17 protein-coding genes are annotated in these 15,294 nt (G+C 67.6%); 11 read left to right on the plus strand and 6 right to left on the minus strand.

Features of this window, described 5'->3' with window-relative positions:
- The first annotated feature begins 140 nt into the window (after positions 1–140).
- The 3 genes from sdhC to sdhA all read left to right on the plus strand — a co-directional run bounded on the left by sdhC (position 141) and on the right by sdhA (position 2,739).
- Positions 141–467, plus strand: a complete 327-nt coding sequence (sdhC, locus tag V5740_RS04375) for a succinate dehydrogenase, cytochrome b556 subunit (protein ID WP_347303862.1) — start codon at positions 141–143, stop codon at positions 465–467.
- Positions 468–481: 14 nt separating this feature from the next.
- The gene (sdhD, locus tag V5740_RS04380; RefSeq protein ID WP_347303863.1) at positions 482–865 is read left to right on the plus strand and encodes a succinate dehydrogenase, hydrophobic membrane anchor protein; all 384 of its coding nucleotides are present in this window, start codon (positions 482–484) and stop codon (positions 863–865) included.
- 68 nt (positions 866–933) lie between these two features.
- Positions 934–2,739 carry a succinate dehydrogenase flavoprotein subunit gene (sdhA, locus tag V5740_RS04385; RefSeq protein ID WP_347304440.1) on the plus strand — a complete coding sequence of 602 codons (1,806 nt, stop codon included), beginning with the start codon at positions 934–936 and terminating at the stop codon, positions 2,737–2,739.
- Positions 2,740–2,802: 63 nt separating this feature from the next.
- On the opposite strand, the gene V5740_RS04390 is transcribed toward sdhA, so the two are convergent.
- From V5740_RS04390 to V5740_RS04400, 3 genes are read right to left on the minus strand one after another with little or no spacing between them, the layout of a single operon-like run.
- Complete coding sequence (locus tag V5740_RS04390) at positions 2,803–3,444, minus strand: peptidylprolyl isomerase (protein ID WP_347303864.1); 642 nt, start codon at positions 3,442–3,444, stop codon at positions 2,803–2,805.
- A gap of 51 nt (positions 3,445–3,495) precedes the next feature.
- Positions 3,496–4,116: a hypothetical protein gene (locus V5740_RS04395; RefSeq protein WP_347303865.1), complete on the minus strand. Its 621-nt coding sequence runs from the start codon at positions 4,114–4,116 to the stop codon at positions 3,496–3,498.
- Between the two features lie 10 nt (positions 4,117–4,126).
- Positions 4,127–4,999: a neutral zinc metallopeptidase gene (locus tag V5740_RS04400; RefSeq protein ID WP_347303866.1), complete on the minus strand. Its 873-nt coding sequence runs from the start codon at positions 4,997–4,999 to the stop codon at positions 4,127–4,129.
- A 66-nt stretch (positions 5,000–5,065) separates the two neighbouring features.
- Between V5740_RS04400 and V5740_RS04405 the strand changes: the two genes are divergently transcribed.
- The 3 genes from V5740_RS04405 to guaB all read left to right on the plus strand — a co-directional run bounded on the left by V5740_RS04405 (position 5,066) and on the right by guaB (position 7,582).
- Positions 5,066–5,824, plus strand: coding sequence for a 3-hydroxybutyrate dehydrogenase (locus V5740_RS04405; RefSeq protein WP_347303867.1), 759 nt, complete (start codon positions 5,066–5,068; stop codon positions 5,822–5,824).
- Between the two features lie 5 nt (positions 5,825–5,829).
- On the plus strand, positions 5,830–6,024 hold the full coding sequence (locus tag V5740_RS04410) for a hypothetical protein (RefSeq protein ID WP_347303868.1): 195 nt from the start codon (positions 5,830–5,832) through the stop codon (positions 6,022–6,024).
- A 106-nt stretch (positions 6,025–6,130) separates the two neighbouring features.
- Positions 6,131–7,582: an IMP dehydrogenase gene (gene guaB, locus V5740_RS04415; protein WP_347303869.1), complete on the plus strand. Its 1,452-nt coding sequence runs from the start codon at positions 6,131–6,133 to the stop codon at positions 7,580–7,582.
- Positions 7,583–7,659: 77 nt separating this feature from the next.
- Here guaB and V5740_RS04420 read toward each other — a convergent pair whose 3' ends face one another.
- The 3 genes from V5740_RS04420 to V5740_RS04430 all read right to left on the minus strand — a co-directional run bounded on the left by V5740_RS04420 (position 7,660) and on the right by V5740_RS04430 (position 9,338).
- On the minus strand, positions 7,660–8,100 hold the full coding sequence (locus V5740_RS04420; protein ID WP_347303870.1) for a DUF3291 domain-containing protein: 441 nt from the start codon (positions 8,098–8,100) through the stop codon (positions 7,660–7,662).
- 132 nt (positions 8,101–8,232) lie between these two features.
- Entirely contained in the window at positions 8,233–8,775 is a 543-nt protein-coding gene (locus tag V5740_RS04425; protein WP_347303871.1) for a hemerythrin domain-containing protein, read from the minus strand.
- Between the two features lie 83 nt (positions 8,776–8,858).
- Positions 8,859–9,338, minus strand: coding sequence for a peroxiredoxin (locus V5740_RS04430; RefSeq protein ID WP_347303872.1), 480 nt, complete (start codon positions 9,336–9,338; stop codon positions 8,859–8,861).
- A 153-nt stretch (positions 9,339–9,491) separates the two neighbouring features.
- On the opposite strand from V5740_RS04430, the gene ahcY reads away from it, so the two are divergent.
- Genes ahcY through V5740_RS04455 form a run of 5 tightly spaced genes read left to right on the plus strand, consistent with a single transcriptional unit; the run spans position 9,492 to position 15,292 of the window.
- Positions 9,492–10,925, plus strand: a complete 1,434-nt coding sequence (ahcY, locus tag V5740_RS04435; protein ID WP_347303873.1) for an adenosylhomocysteinase — start codon at positions 9,492–9,494, stop codon at positions 10,923–10,925.
- Between the two features lie 53 nt (positions 10,926–10,978).
- Positions 10,979–13,129 (plus strand): PAS-domain containing protein, encoded by a 2,151-nt coding sequence (locus V5740_RS04440; protein ID WP_347303874.1) that lies wholly within the window; start codon positions 10,979–10,981, stop codon positions 13,127–13,129.
- Positions 13,126–13,575 carry a tRNA (adenosine(37)-N6)-threonylcarbamoyltransferase complex ATPase subunit type 1 TsaE gene (gene tsaE, locus V5740_RS04445; RefSeq protein ID WP_347303875.1) on the plus strand — a complete coding sequence of 150 codons (450 nt, stop codon included), beginning with the start codon at positions 13,126–13,128 and terminating at the stop codon, positions 13,573–13,575. Before V5740_RS04440 ends, tsaE begins: the two co-directional genes overlap by 4 nt.
- Positions 13,572–14,567, plus strand: coding sequence for a phosphotransferase (locus V5740_RS04450; protein WP_347303876.1), 996 nt, complete (start codon positions 13,572–13,574; stop codon positions 14,565–14,567). Before tsaE ends, V5740_RS04450 begins: the two co-directional genes overlap by 4 nt.
- Positions 14,564–15,292, plus strand: coding sequence for a nucleotidyltransferase family protein (locus tag V5740_RS04455; protein WP_347303877.1), 729 nt, complete (start codon positions 14,564–14,566; stop codon positions 15,290–15,292). Before V5740_RS04450 ends, V5740_RS04455 begins: the two co-directional genes overlap by 4 nt.
- Positions 15,293–15,294: the final 2 nt, after the last annotated feature.

Consider the following 15,294-nt stretch of genomic DNA (forward strand, 5'->3'; position numbering starts at 1 on the left):
GCCCGTCGTGGCCAAGCGACGCCTTGCCCTGCCGGGCCGATCCGCTAAGGGGGTTCGCAACTGCACACTCAAACGGTATAGTTCACATGGCAAACCGTCCGCTTTCGCCCCATCTGCAGATCTGGAAATGGGGGCCGCACATGCTGACCTCCATCCTGCATCGCGTGTCGGGCAGCGGTCTGGCGTTCGTCGGCCTGCCCGTGCTGCTGTTGTGGCTGGGTTCGCTCGCCAGCGGACCGGAAGCGTATGCCACGTTCCAGACCGTGGCCGGCTCCATCCCCGGCATGGTCGTGCTGGTGGGCCTCAGCTGGGCGTTCTTTAACCACATGAGCAGCGGCCTGCGGCACTTCGTTCTGGACGTTGGCGCGGGTTACGAACTCACCACGAACAAGCGCTTCGCGCTGGCAACGGTCGCCAGTGGTATCATCCTGACGGTGGTCTTCTGGGCCGCCATCGTCCTGCTCTAGATTTCGGGGACATAATGGCAAAGGGAACCTCCCTGGGACGCGTGCGGGGCCTCGGCTCCGCGCATCATGGCGTCCACCACTGGCTGCTGCAGCGCTTCACGGCGGTCGGCAACCTGCTGCTGATCGGCTTCCTGGTGATCTCCTTCGTGCTGTTGCCGAACTTCGGCTACCAGACGCTGACCGGATGGATCGGCAACCCGGTGGTCGCCACCGCGCTGAGCCTCATCATGGTCAACACCTTCTGGCACGCGCGGCTGGGGCTGCAGGTCGTGGCGGAGGATTACTTCCACACCGCCGGCAACAAGTTCGCCGCGTTGATGCTGATGAACCTGGCCGTGTTCGGCGGCGCCGCCTTCGGCCTCGTCTCCGTGGCCCGTATCGCATTCGGAGTGGCATGATGGCCGAGAACGTAGCACCCAATACCGGCGACGTGCCGACCGGCGGACAGCAGGGGCAGAAGAGCAACCTGGCAAGCGCCTATAACATCGTCGATCATGTCTATGACGTGGTGGTCGTCGGCGCCGGCGGGTCGGGCCTGCGTGCCACCATGGGCAGCGCGGAAGCCGGCCTGAAGACCGCCTGCATCACCAAGGTATTCCCGACGCGCAGCCATACCGTGGCCGCGCAGGGCGGCATCGCCGCATCGCTGGGCAACAATTCGCCCGACCACTGGACCTGGCACATGTACGACACCGTGAAGGGGTCGGATTGGCTGGGCGACCAGGACGCGATCGAATACATGGTGCGCGAGGCGCCGCACGCCGTGTACGAGCTGGAGCACGCTGGTGTACCGTTCAGCCGCAACAAGGATGGTACGATCTATCAGCGGCCGTTCGGCGGACACATGCAGAACATGGGCGAAGGCCCGCCGGTGCAGCGCACCTGCGCCGCGGCGGACCGTACCGGCCACGCCATGCTGCACGCGCTCTACCAGCAAAGCCTGAAGTACGACGCCGACTTCTTCATCGAATATTTCGCCATCGATCTCATCATGCAGGGCGGCAAGTGCGTCGGCGTGATCGCGATGTGCCTGGATGACGGCACGATCCACCGCTTCCGCGCGCAGGCCGTGGTGCTGGCTACGGGTGGTTACGGCCGGTGCTACTACACCGCCACCAGCGCCCACACCTGCACCGGCGATGGCGGCGGCATGGTGCTGCGCGCCGGGCTGCCGTTGCAGGACATGGAATTCGTGCAGTTCCACCCGACCGGCATCTACGGCGCGGGCGTGCTCATCACCGAAGGTGCGCGGGGCGAGGGCGGGTACCTCACCAACAGCGAAGGCGAGCGGTTCATGGAACGCTACGCCCCCAGTGCGAAGGACCTGGCGAGCCGCGACGTCGTCTCCCGCTCCATGGCGTTGGAGATCCGCGAGGGGCGTGGTGTCGGGCCGAACAACGACCACATCTTCCTGCATCTCGACCACATCGACCCCGCGGTGCTGGCGGAACGGCTGCCAGGCATCACGGAAAGCGGCAAGATCTTCGCGGGCGTGGACCTGACGCGGCAGCCGCTGCCGGTGGTGCCGACCGTCCACTACAATATGGGCGGCATCCCCACGAACTATCATGGCGAAGTCGTGACCCGCGGGGCCGACGGCAACCCGGATACGGTCGTCCCCGGCCTGTTTGCGGTGGGTGAGGCGGCGTGCGTCTCCGTCCACGGCGCCAATCGCCTCGGCTCCAACTCGCTGATCGACCTGGTCGTGTTCGGTCGGGCCACCGGCCACCGGCTGAAGGAGATCGTCAAGCCGGGTGCGGCGCAGGACGAGTTGGCGAAGGACAGCGCGGACATGGCGCTGACCCGCCTCGACCATTTCCGCCATGCCAGCGGCGGCAGCCCGACGGCGGCGATCCGCACCGACATGCAGCGGGCGATGTCTGCCCATGCCGCCGTGTTCCGCACGGACGAGCTGATGCAGGAAGGCAAGGTCAAGCTGACCGAGATCTATGGCCGGATGAACGACGTGTCGGTGACCGACCGCTCGCTGATCTGGAACAGCGACCTGATCGAGACGCTGGAACTGGACAACTTGATCTCGCAGGCGGCGGTGACGATGCATTCGGCGGCCAACCGCAAGGAAAGCCGCGGCGCGCATGCGCACGAGGACTTCCCGGATCGCAACGACGGCGAATGGATGAAGCACACCATCGCCTGGTTCGATGGCTGGGGCGGCAAGGGCGGCGATGTGCGCATCGATTACCGCCCGGTGCACGAATACACGCTGACCGACGATGTCAGCTACATCAAGCCGAAGAAGCGGGTCTACTGATCCGCCGCGATCACTGACGCTACAGAAGGGGCGGCCCGGCTTCCGCAGGGCCACCCTTTCTTGTTACGGGGTTGCCGGCTCCACCCGCCGCGCGGTGACGATCCGCACCGGCTCCGCCAGCATTTGCCCCTTCATCCAGCCTTCGCCCTTGTCCGGATCGACCGGCGCATGGAAGATCGCGCGCACCACGTCCATTCCGGCGGTGACGTGGCCGAAGGCGGCGTATCCTTCGCGCAGGTCCGCGTCGGTGCTGGCTGGATCGGCGTCCAAGCCTGGCTGCGGGCTGACGGTGATGGAGAAGTCGCCGGTCGCGCTGCCCGGCTCCATCCGCGCCATGCTGATCGCGCCTTCGGTGTGCAGTACGCCGGTGTCGCTGGTCCGTTCATGCGCAATCGGCGGCAGGATGCGCTTGGGATCGTTCTGGGTCCCGCCCTGGATCAGCCCGCTGGGCTGATCGCCCCAGTCCAGCCGCATGGCGCGGTAGAACACGGTACCGTCCAGCTTCTTGCCATCGACATAGGCCAAGAAATTATTGGCGGTGACGGGCGCACGCTCCGTCTCCAGCGCCACGGTGATCGGGCCCATGGTGGTCTGCAGCACCACCTCCGTCAGTTCAGGCACGGTCGCTGGCGCAGAAGCGGGCAGGTCCTGCGCCGCGATCGGGTTGGCAAGGAGGGCGAGGGGAATGGCGAATCGCTTCAGCATGGTTGCACTCTGCCCCGACGACGCGCCCTCTTGCCAGCCCTCGGCTGCATGTCAGGGTGCGCGGTCGCCGCTTGCCTCCGACGTGACGCGGGGTTCGCCGATCGTCTCCACCGGGACTTCCGTGCCGTTGGTCTGTTCGCCCGGGATAGCGCGGTTGGCGTAGGAGTCCGGTTCGCGCTGCAGGATCGACATCGCGACGACTTCCGGCGGGGCGGGACGCGTTGGGTACGGGCAGCCCATCGCCTCCCCCAGGCCCTTCAGGTAGGCGCGCCGCATCATGCCGGCGACGATCGCCTCCTTGAACAGCTTCTCGTGCGCGGCGGCGCCCGATACTTCGCGGATCACGCCGCGGTAGGGGATCAGCATGCTTACGACGCTGCGGGCCATGCGGCCGACCTCGATCCCGCCGGCCGGCTTCACGCCGGGCATGTCGAAATCCTCGCCCAACACGGCGTCGAGATCGCCGATCTCGGAGCGGACGGCGCCGCAATAGCTGAGCCCGTCATTGGCATAGGGACGCGCCTTGGCCCGGACCAGCACCGCCGGGATCTCGTCCCGTGCAAGGTTCAGGTCCGCCAGCGGCAGGAGCGCCACGTCGCGGGCATCCACGTCCTCGTCCGTGACGATCTCTTGCGCATGCGCCGGAACGGCCACTGCCGCGCACAACATCACGGCCAGCGTGCTAGCCCGCCTCGACAATCCGGTCACACTGCCTGTCATCACCTGTCTCTAGCCCCAATCGCAGCGCCTGCATACGCTGCTGACTTGAACCATGTGTGAAGCTTTCAGGGTTAACCCTTTGACCTGCATTGCGCATCAGCGTGTCATCGCCGATCGCGCTGGCGGCGGTCATCCCTTCTTCGAAGTCGCCGGGTTCGATCAGGTTGCGGTTCCGCCCCGCCCACACCCCGGCATAGCAATCGGCCTGCAACTCCATCAGCACCTGCAACTGGTTGGCCATCTGCGGCCGCTGCTGCTGCGCGCTGCGGATCTGGCCGGAGATGCCGGTCAGGGTCTGCACGTGGTGGCCATATTCGTGCGCCATCACGTAATAGCGCGCGAAATCGCCGCCTGCGCCCATCTGCTGCTGCATCAGGTCGTAGAAGCTGGTGTCGATGTAGATGCCCTGGTCGGCCGGGCAGTAGAACGGCCCCGCATCGGAGGTCGCGCTGCCGCAGCCGGAGCGGGTGCCCCCCTGGTAGAACACCAGTGTCGGCTGCTGGAATGGGACGTTCGCCTGCTGGAACAGCGGCTGCCACGTCTGGTTCAGCGAGGCGAGGGCGTTGCACGCCTCCGTTGCGTAAGGGTTGTCGTCGCAGATCTGCGACGCGCTCTCGCCCCCGCCCTGGATGCTGCCGGGCCCAGCCTGCTGCTGCACGCCGGCGCCCTGCATGCCCGCCAGCATCTGCCCCGGATCAATCCCGAACACTACCGCGCCGATCAGCGCGATGACGATCGCGCCGCAGCCCAGTTGCCCACCGCCACCGCCGGGGAAGCCGCCTCCGCCACCACGGCGAACCTGGATGCTGTCAGGGTTGAAAGGATTGAGCCGCACGGAACCCCCTTGCCTCAGCCACGCTTCATTGCTTTCGTCAGGCCGTCAACCAGCAGGAGGCAAGGAATGTTCCTTTCGGGCAAGCGCGCACTCGTCACCGGATCGACCTCGGGCATCGGCCTTGCCATCGCGCGCGCACTGGCGGGGGAAGGGGCCAAGGTCATCCTCAACGGTTTCGGCGATGCGGATGCCATCGCAAAGTTGCAGGAGGAACTCGGCGGCGCCGAATACGTGAACGAGGACCTGACCACCACTGACGGCGTTGAAAAGCTGATGGCCGGCGCGGGCGCGGTGGACATCCTGGTCAACAATGCGGGCATGCAGCACGTGTCTCCGGTGCAGGACTTCCCGCCCGCCAAGTGGGACCAGATCATCGCGCTGAACCTGTCGGCCGCATTCCACACGTCGCGCCTCGCCATTCCGCACATGAAACAGGCGGGCTGGGGCCGGATCATCGCCACCGCCAGCGCGCACTCGTTGGTCGCCAGCCCGTTCAAGAGCGCCTATGTCGCGGCGAAGCACGGGATCGCGGGGCTGACCAAGGTGCTGGCGCTGGAACTGGCGCAGGATGGCATCACCACCAATTGCATCAGCCCCGGCTATGTCTGGACGCCGCTGGTGGAGAACCAGATCCCCGACACGATGAAGAGCCGCGGCCTGACCCGCGATCAGGTCATCAATGATGTGCTGCTGAAACAGCAGCCGACAAAGCAGTTCGTCCAGCCGGAGGAGATCGCCGCCATCGCCCTGTTCCTGTGTCGGGAGGAGGCGCGCAACATCAACGGTGCGAACTACACCGTCGATGGCGGGTGGACGGTCGAGTAGGGTCCGTGGCCGACACCCTGCCGGACGATCCGGCTCGCCAGAGCGGCCGGGTGTCACTCCGGCTTGGCCGGCATGTCGGGCTGGAGGTTGACGTGAGGCTGACGTCCCGCGGCATTCTGGCGATCGGCGGTCTGGTCTCCGGCATTCTCCTGTCCACCGCGGTGCTTGTCGCCGTGTCCATGCAGGAAGGCGGGGATTGACGAAGGGTCGCGGCGATCCCGTGCCGCGCCCCCTCTAGCCCCGGCCACGGCCCGTCGTTACATGGACCGCCACGAATCGACGCGCAGCTTGAGGCAAGTGGCACCCATGGAAATCGAAACCGGCCTGACCTTTGACGACGTCCTGCTGAGGCCGGCCGAAAGCGATATCTTGCCCAGTCAGGCGAACACCCGCACGCGGCTGACGCGCGGCATCGGGCTCAACATCCCTATCCTGTCCGCCGCGATGGACACCGTGACAGAGAGCGAGATGGCGATCGTCATGGCTCAGCTCGGCGGGATCGGCGTGCTCCACCGCAACCTGACGGTGGAGGAGCAGTGCGATGCCGTCCGCCGGGTCAAGCGGTTCGAAAGCGGCATGGTCGTGAACCCGATCACCATCCGCCCCGACGCCACCTTGGGGGAGGCGCAGGCGATCATGCAGGCAAACCGCATTAGCGGCATCCCGGTGACGGACGGCTCCGGGCACTTGCGCGGTATCCTGACCCACCGCGACGTCCGCTTCGCCGACAACCCGGCGCAGCCGGTGGAGGAGTTGATGACGCGCGACAACCTCGCCACCGTGCGCGAGGGCGTCAGTTCGGACGAGGCACGCCGCCTGCTGCACCAGCGCCGGATCGAGAAGCTGCTGGTGGTGGACGAGAGCTATCGCTGCATCGGCCTCATCACCGTCAAGGACATCGAGAAGGCGGTGCTGCACCCCGATGCGACCAAGGATGCGGGCGGCCGCCTGCGCGTTGCCGCGGCCACTACCGTCGGCGACAAGGGGTTCGAGCGGACGGAGGCGCTGGTCGATGCCGAATGCGACGTCATCATCATCGACACCGCGCACGGCCACAACCGGGAGGTCGCCAAGGCGGTCGAACGGGTCAAGAAGCTGAGCAATTCGGTGCAGGTCATCGCCGGCAACGTCGCCACGGCGGAGGCGACGAAGGCGCTGGTCGGTGCCGGCGCAGATGCGGTGAAGGTCGGCATCGGGCCGGGCTCCATCTGCACCACCCGCATCGTGGCGGGCGTCGGCGTCCCGCAGCTGACTGCCGTCATGGAAAGCGCGCAGGCAGCGGGCGACGTGCCGGTGATCGCCGATGGTGGCCTGCGTACCAGTGGCGATGCGGCCAAGGCGCTTGCCGCCGGTGCTAGTGCTGTGATGGTCGGCTCGCTGCTCGCCGGAACGGAGGAAGCGCCGGGTGAGACGTTCCTGTACCAGGGCCGTGCCTACAAGGCGTATCGTGGCATGGGCAGTGTCGGCGCCATGGCCCGCGGCAGTGCTGACCGCTATTTCCAGCAGGACATCAAGGACCAGATGAAGCTGGTGCCTGAGGGGATCGAGGGGCAGGTGCCGTACAAGGGCCCGGCGCGCGACGTGGTCCACCAGCTCGTCGGCGGGATCAAGGCGGCGATGGGCTACACCGGCAGCGCCAGCATCGCCGATTTGAAGGAGCGCGCGCGCTTCATCCGCATCACCAATGCGGGCCTCTCCGAAAGCCATGTCCACGACGTCGCCATCACCCGCGAAGCGCCCAACTACCCGACCCGCTGACGCCATCTTCCTCCCCATCCATGATGGGGAGGGGACCGTTCGCGAAGCGAATGGTGGAGGGGCGTGGCGCAACGCCTCTAGGGCTGAACGCCCAGCGGCCTGATCGGCACAGCGCCGCTCACCCGCGGCACAGCATACGCCAGGCTCTGATGATCGGCCGAAGGATGCCGGACCTTGGAAGGGCGCCCTTCGCCTCTCATCCGGCGGTCCGCTTCGCGCCAGTCGGGCGCGATCCCGTCGGCCTGCGTCCAGTGGACCACGCTCGCCTCGTCGCACCAGCCCAGCAGCTTCGGCATGGCCTTCAGGTGCGCACCGCTGGTCATGTACCGCTTCATGCTCGCCTGATCGTGCCACAGCGTCATCGTCCAGAATGTCAGCTTGCGGTCGTCGAGCAGCGATCCTCCGATAAATCCCGCCGCGTGACGTGTCTGCCGCAGCGTCCTGAGCGTATCCAGGGCGAAGACCGGCATGAACCGTAAGGAGCGGATGCGGAGCCGGGTGATGCTGACGAAGGCCATGCCCTATCATGGCCCTGATCCGATCCCGGCTCAACGCGATAGCCGTGCTGACCGTGGCGCGACCGTCGCGCGCCGGGCAAGCAAGGCCCCGGTTGGCTCCGGTACCCTGCTCAGGTCAGGTGTTCGATACGCTCAGGCGTCAGCCTTGCCCATGTAGCGGTTGTATTCTTCCGCGAAGCGCTGATCCAGCATCACCCGTGTATTCTCGTCCACCTCCCGGGCGATCTCGGGAAACCACTGGCTTTCTTCTTCATAGATGTGGTGCAGCACCGCGCCGCGGATATGTTCCAGCTTCTCCCGCCAATCAGCGCTGAGCGGGGTCAGGCGCTCCAGTTCTGCCATCTGCACCTTGGCGAGCTGCTGTTCTTCGTAAGCCAGGGTGGCGTGGCCCTTGTGCCCCTCCATCGCCAGGACAGGGTACAGCACCACTTCCTCCGCCACGGAGTGTGCGATCAGCACATTGGCCAGCTGCCTGACCGCGGTGCGGGCGTCGGCCTCGTTGGTGGCATGACGCGCCCGTTCGAACGCTGCGCAGATCTGCTCGTGGTGGCGCAGGGCGCGATCCAGCCAGGGGTTGGATGCGGCCAGATCCTGCGCGTCCCGGTGGGCCTGCGCGCGCTGCTCGTCACTCTCGGGCGGGGTTACGGCAGCGACGATCTTGTCCAGGAAAGACATGGTTCAACTCCGAAACGGTTTGTTCGGCACACTGACGCGCCGGGCCGGACCGCCGTTCCGGAGTTGATGATTCGCAGTAAAGGTCAGAGCTGGCTGAGCATGTATTCCGCGCTGCTCACCTGGAAGTCGCCCGGCTGCTCCACATTCAGCTCCGTTACGACGCCGTCGTCCACGATCATGGAGAAGCGCTGCCCGCGCTTGCCAAGGCCGAAGCCGCTCCCATCCATGGTTAGGCCCAATGCCTCGGCGAACTCGCCATTGCCGTCGGCCAGCATGGTGATGTCGGGCGATCCGGCGGATTCATTCCACGCGCCCATCACGAAGGCGTCGTTGACGGCGGTGCAGGCGATTTCGTCCACGCCCTTCGCCTTCAGCTCGGCCGCCTTTTCCACGAAGCCGGGCAGGTGCCGGGCGGAACAGGTGGGCGTGTAGGCGCCGGGGACGGAGAACAGCGCGACCTTGCGCCCGGCGAAATACTCGCCGCTCTGCACCGCGTCCGGCCCGTCGGGCGTGACCTTGGTCAGCTTCACGTCGGGCAGGCGGTCGCCCTTGGCAATGGTCATGGTGCAAGTACTCCTGTTGAATGGAACGGGCGCACAGATAAGCCGCGTCGCCGCCCGCGCAACCGGCGGTTTGCGTGGCGCGCCGCTTGCGGCTAAGGGCGCTCGCATCATCGGCGCCGCGTGGAGCCCCGGCAGCGCCCCCAGCCAACCAGCATGGAGATTATCCACGTGGCCACCATTGCGCGTGAAGCAGATTACGTCATCAAGGACATCGCCCTGGCCGATTACGGCCGGGCGGAGATCGCCATTGCCGAGACCGAGATGCCCGGCCTGATGGCCGTGCGCGAGGAATATGGCGCGCAGCAGCCGCTGAAGGGTGCGCGCATCACCGGCAGCCTGCACATGACGATCCAGACCGCCGTGCTGATCGAGACGCTGGTGGCGCTGGGCGCCGATGTGCGCTGGGCCACCTGCAACATCTATTCGACGCAGGATCACGCCGCCGCCGCCATCGCCGCGGGTGGGACGCCGGTCTTCGCCATAAAGGGCGAGAGTCTGGCGGAATACTGGGACTATGTCGGCCGCATCTTCGACTGGTCGAGCGAGGGTGACGAGGACCTCACCTGCAACCTGATCCTGGACGATGGCGGCGATGCCACCATGTTCGCCCTGTGGGGCGCACGGGTCGAGGCAGGCGAGACCCTGTTCGAGCCGTCCAATGCGGAGGAGATCGAGTTCGTCCGCGCGCTGAACGCGTTCCTCAAGGCGAAGCCGGGCTATCTGACCCGCACGGTGCAGGCGATCAAGGGCGTCAGCGAGGAGACGACCACCGGCGTCCACCGCCTGTATTCGCTGGCCAAGCAGGGTCGCCTGCCGTTCCCGGCGATCAACGTGAACGATTCGGTCACCAAGTCGAAGTTCGACAATCTGTATGGTTGCAAGGAATCGCTGGTCGACGCGATCCGCCGCGCGACCGACGTGATGCTGGCCGGCAAGGTCGCCTGCGTCGCGGGCTTTGGCGACGTCGGCAAGGGCAGCGCCGATTCGCTCCGCAATGGCGGTGCGCGCGTGATGGTGACGGAAATCGACCCGATCTGCGCCCTGCAGGCGGCGATGGAAGGCTACGAGGTCGTGACGATGGAGGAGGCGGTGAAGCGCTGCGACATCTTCGTCACCACCACCGGCAACGAGGACGTCATCACCGCCGAGCACATGAAGGCGATGAAGCCCATGAGCATCGTGTGCAACATCGGCCACTTCGATTCCGAGATTCAGATCAGCGCGCTCGACAATTACGACTGGCAGGAAGTGAAGCCGGGCACGGACATCGTGACGTTCCCCGACGGCAAGAAGATCATCGTGCTGGCCAAGGGCCGGCTGGTGAACCTGGGCTGCGCCACCGGCCACCCCAGCTTCGTGATGAGCTGCTCCTTCACCAACCAGGTGCTGGCGCAGATCGAGCTTTTCACCAAGGCGGAGCAGTACAAGAACGACGTATATGTCCTGCCCAAGCACCTCGACGAGAAGGTCGCCGCGCTGCACCTCGACAAGCTGGGCGTGACGCTGACGAAGCTCAGCCAGAAGCAGGCCGATTACATCGGCGTGCCGGTGAACGGTCCCTTCAAGTCGGATCACTACCGCTACTGAGCATGCAGCCTGCCCTTGCATCGCGCCGCCTGCGCCCATAGCGCTGGCGGCCGATGCAATTGTCGTCGTTCGCGCTGGTCATGCTCGGCCTGCTGCTCTCCGCCTGGAGCGTGGGGGCGGCGTGGATCGCGCTCGGGGCGCATGGGCGGGCGCGGCAGGCACGGGGGGCGCGGGGCAATGTCCGGCGCCTGACCCGCATGATCGACACCGCACCGGCGCTGCCGCTGCTGGTGCGATCGGACGGGCGGATCGAAGGGCCGGAGCGCCTCGCCGCGCTGCTCGGCCATGATGCGCTGCCGGCTTACCTGACAGAACTGGACCGTGGCCCGGCAGGGCTCACCAGCGCCGATGTCGAGACACTGGCGGAGGAAGTACGCCGCACTCAGCGCAGCGCCGCTCCGTTCGCAACCGTGGTGCCGACCCGTTCGGGCCGCAGCCTGGCGGTTCGCGGCCAGCTGGCCGACCCGGCGATCGCACCGGCCAGCACGGCGCTGCTGTGGTTCTTCGACATGTCGGACAGCCATGCCGAGCTTGCCGCCGCCCGGTCCCAGGCCGCGCAGACGAGTGCCGACTTCGCCGCGCTTGCGGGTCTGGTCGAACACGCGCCCTTGCCCATGTGGGTGCGGGGTACCGACGGATCGCTGCGCTTCGCCAACCAGCCCTATGTCTCCGCCGTCGGGGCGGTGGATGTGGATGACGTCCTCACCCGCAATCTGGAACTGGTCGAGCCCGTCGACGGCATGACCCCGCGCGCTGCCGCCGCCCGCGCGCTGGAGAAGGGCGCCCCGCTCACCCGCAGGGTGCAGGCGACGATCGCAGGGGAGCGCCGCGCGCTGCGCGTCACCGACCTGCCGGTGCCCGATACCGGTCAGGTCGCCGGCTATGCCATCGACGTGGAGGAGCGTGAGGCGCTCGCGCGGGAGCTTGCGGCATTCCGCGCCGCCCAGCGCGCCCTGCTGGATCACCTGCCGCTGGCGGTCGCGCAGTTTTCCGCCGACCGCCGCCTGGATTTCGTGAACGAGCCGTTCGTCCGCATCTTCGCCCTGCCGCCGGATGCGGCCGAGGGGCTGGCATTCGATCGCCTGCTCGACCGGCTGCGCGATGGCGGGCGCCTGCCCGAAAGCCGCGACTTCCCCGCTTTCCGGCGCGAACTGGCAAGCTGGTTCCAGGCGGATGCGCCCGTGCGCGCCGACTGGACCGTGAAGGGCGGCATGCACCTGCGCGTCCTGGGCGTGCCGCTGCCCGATGGCGGGCTGGTGCTGGTGGCGGAGGACCGGTCGGACCAGCTCGCGGTACTCGCCACCCGCGACACCCTGCTGCGGGTGCGGACCGCCATGGTCGACAACCTGTTCGAAGCGGTCGCCGTCGTCGCGCCCGACGGGCGGCTGCAATTGTGGAACCGCCGTTTCGGGCTGTTGTGGGATCTGCCCGAAGACCTGCTGCACGAGGAAGCGGGTTCCGCGCCCCCACGGTTCGAGGCGGTGCTGCAGGCCATCGCCACGCGGCTGGCGCGCCCGGCGCAGTCCGCCGCCATCGGCGACGTGGTGCGCGCCGCCACGCTGGACCGGCGCATGCGGGCGGGGCAAGTCCTGCTGGCGGACGGGCGCACGCTCGCCTTCGCCGGGGTGCCGCTGCCCGATGGCAACGGCATGCTGACCACGCTCGACATCACCGGGCAGAAGCTGCGCGAGGATGTGCTGCGCGAACGGGCCGACCTGGTGGAGCGTGCCGATCAGGCATTGCAGCAGGCGGCGGTTCCGGTCGTACCCGGCGCGCGGGAGACGGTCGATCTGCTGCCCTTCGTGACGGCGGCCGTCCGCGCGCAGGAAGCGGCGATCTCCGCCGGGAACCTGATGCTCGACCTGCGCGGCGATCGCGGCGCGGGCGAGGTGCAGGCGGACCCGGCGCAGTTGGGAGAGGCGCTGCAAATCCTGCTGGGCCGTGCGATCGCCGATTGCCGACCGGGCGGCCGCATCCAGGTGACGCTGGCCGGCCCGCGCAAGCCGGAACGGATCGTGCTCGCGCATGATGGCATCGCCATCGCGCCCACCGTGCTGGAGGAGGCGCTGGGCAGCGCCCCACCGCGCAGCGAGGCCGGCCGGGTACTCGCCCGTGCCCGCACGCTGGTGGAAGCGCAGGACGGCAAGTTGCGACTGCGGTCAGATGGCGTGCGCGGCACCATCGCGGCGATCACCCTGCCGTGAAGCGCACCATCGACCTGCCGGACGAGGGCGCGACCGCCTTGCTGGGCGCCCGCATCGCCGCCGTGCTGCAACCCGGCGACGTGGTCGCGCTGACCGGCGGGCTGGGCGCCGGCAAGACCACGCTGGCACGCGCGATCATCGCCGCCGCCGGCCATGCGGGGGAGGTACCGTCGCCCACCTTCACCATCGTGGAAACCTACGATCCCCCGGCGGTGCGGCTGCCGCTGGTCCACGCCGACTTCTATCGCCTGCGTCATCCGGACGAGGCGGCGGAGCTGGGTCTCGATGATTACCGCGCGGGCGCGGCGCTGATCGCCGAATGGCCCGACCATGCCGGCGGCTTCACGCACGAGCCGGCATGTCTGGCAATCCACATCGAAAGCGTGGGGGAGGGCAGAAGGGCGATTGTCGAACCCGGCGCGGATTGGCATGGCCGCTGCCCATGAACGACCTTCTGCCTCATGGGCTCGACGACTTCCTGGCGGAGGCCGGCTGGACCGGCGCGGTGGTGGAACCGCTTGTCGGTGACGCCAGCTTCCGCCGCTATTTCCGGCTGCGCGCCGCGGATGGCAGCACCGCCATGCTGATGGACGCGCCGCCTCCGCAGGAGGATCCGCGCCCGTTCCTGCATGTCGCCGGCTGGCTGGCGGAGCATGGCATGCGGGCCCCGCGCATCCTGGCCGCGCGGCCGGATCAGGGATTGGTGCTGCTGGAGGATTTCGGCGACGCCCGCATGCGCGACTGGCTGGATGACCATGGCGGGCACGAACAGGCCGTCTATGCCGCGGCGATCGACGCACTGGTGGCGCTGCACGCGCAGCCCGCCGGTCCGTTCGCGCCGTACGACATGGCCGTGTACCAGCGGGAAGCGGGGCTGTTCACCGAATGGTACTGCCCCGCGATGGGCCTGTCGGTGGACGAGGATGGCTGGCGTACGGCGTGGGACGCGGTGCTGCACCCGCTGCTGCCGCGCCAGACCGATCCCGTCACCGTTCTGCGCGACTACCATGCGGAAAACATCATGCTGCTTGACCCCGCCGGGCCCGATGGCGGCGCGCAGGGCGTGATCGACTTCCAGGACGCGCTGGTCGGCCACCGGGCCTACGACCTGGTTTCGCTGCTGCAGGACGCGCGGCGCGATGTTCCGGTCGAGCTGGAGAGCGCCATGCTGGACCGGTATTGCGCCGCGACTGGAGCCGGCGACGACTTCCGCGCCGATTACGCCCGGCTGGGCGCGCAGCGTAACGCCAAGATTGTGGGCATCTTCGCCCGGTTGTGGAAGCGCGACGGCAAGGCGCGGTACCTCGCCTTCATCCCGCGTGTATGGGACGCGCTGGAGCGGGACTTGCAGCATCCGGCGCTGGCGCCGGTCGCCGCGTGGTTCGCGGCCAACGTGCCGCAGGAGATCCGCGATACGCAAGGCGGGGAACTGCAATGAGCCGCCCGGTGCAAGCGCTGGCCTCCGACACCTGCATGGTCATGGCCGCCGGTCTGGGCAAGCGGATGCGGCCGTTGACCGTCAGCCAGCCCAAGCCGATGATCCGCATCGCCGGCAAGCCCATGCTCGACCATGCGCTGGACCGGCTGGTGGAGGCCGGCGTCGCCCGCGCGGTGATCAACGTGCATTATCTCGCCGACGCCATCGAGGCGCACCTGAAGCTGCGCAGCGCGCCCGAGATCACCATCTCCGACGAGCGGGCGCAATTGCTGGAAACCGGCGGCGGAATGGTCAAGGCGGCGGGCCTGCTGCCCGATCCGTTCTTCTGCATGAACAGCGACAATCTGTGGCTGGACGGGCCCAATGATGCGTTCCACGACCTGTCGCAGGCGTGGGACCCCAAGCGGATGGATGCGCTCCTGCTGGTCGTCGGCCATGCGCGGGCGCACAATTTCAGCGGCAAGGGCGACTTCCACATGGATGCTCTGGGGCGGCTGACCCGGCGGCGGACCGGCCGTGTGGCGCCCTTCATCTACACCGGCGTGCAATTGGTGGCCAAGCGGCTGCTGGACGACGCGCCGGAAGGGCCGTTTTCCACCAACCAGCTGTGGAGCCGCGCGATGGAGCAGGGGCGGCTGTTCGGCACCACCTTCACCGGCGAATGGTTCGAGGTCGGCACGCCGCAGGCGATCGCGCCGACCGAGGCGGTTTTGGCGCAGGGCTGATC

The organism is Croceibacterium sp. TMG7-5b_MA50, from assembly GCF_039830145.1.
GTDB lineage: Bacteria > Pseudomonadota > Alphaproteobacteria > Sphingomonadales > Sphingomonadaceae > Croceibacterium.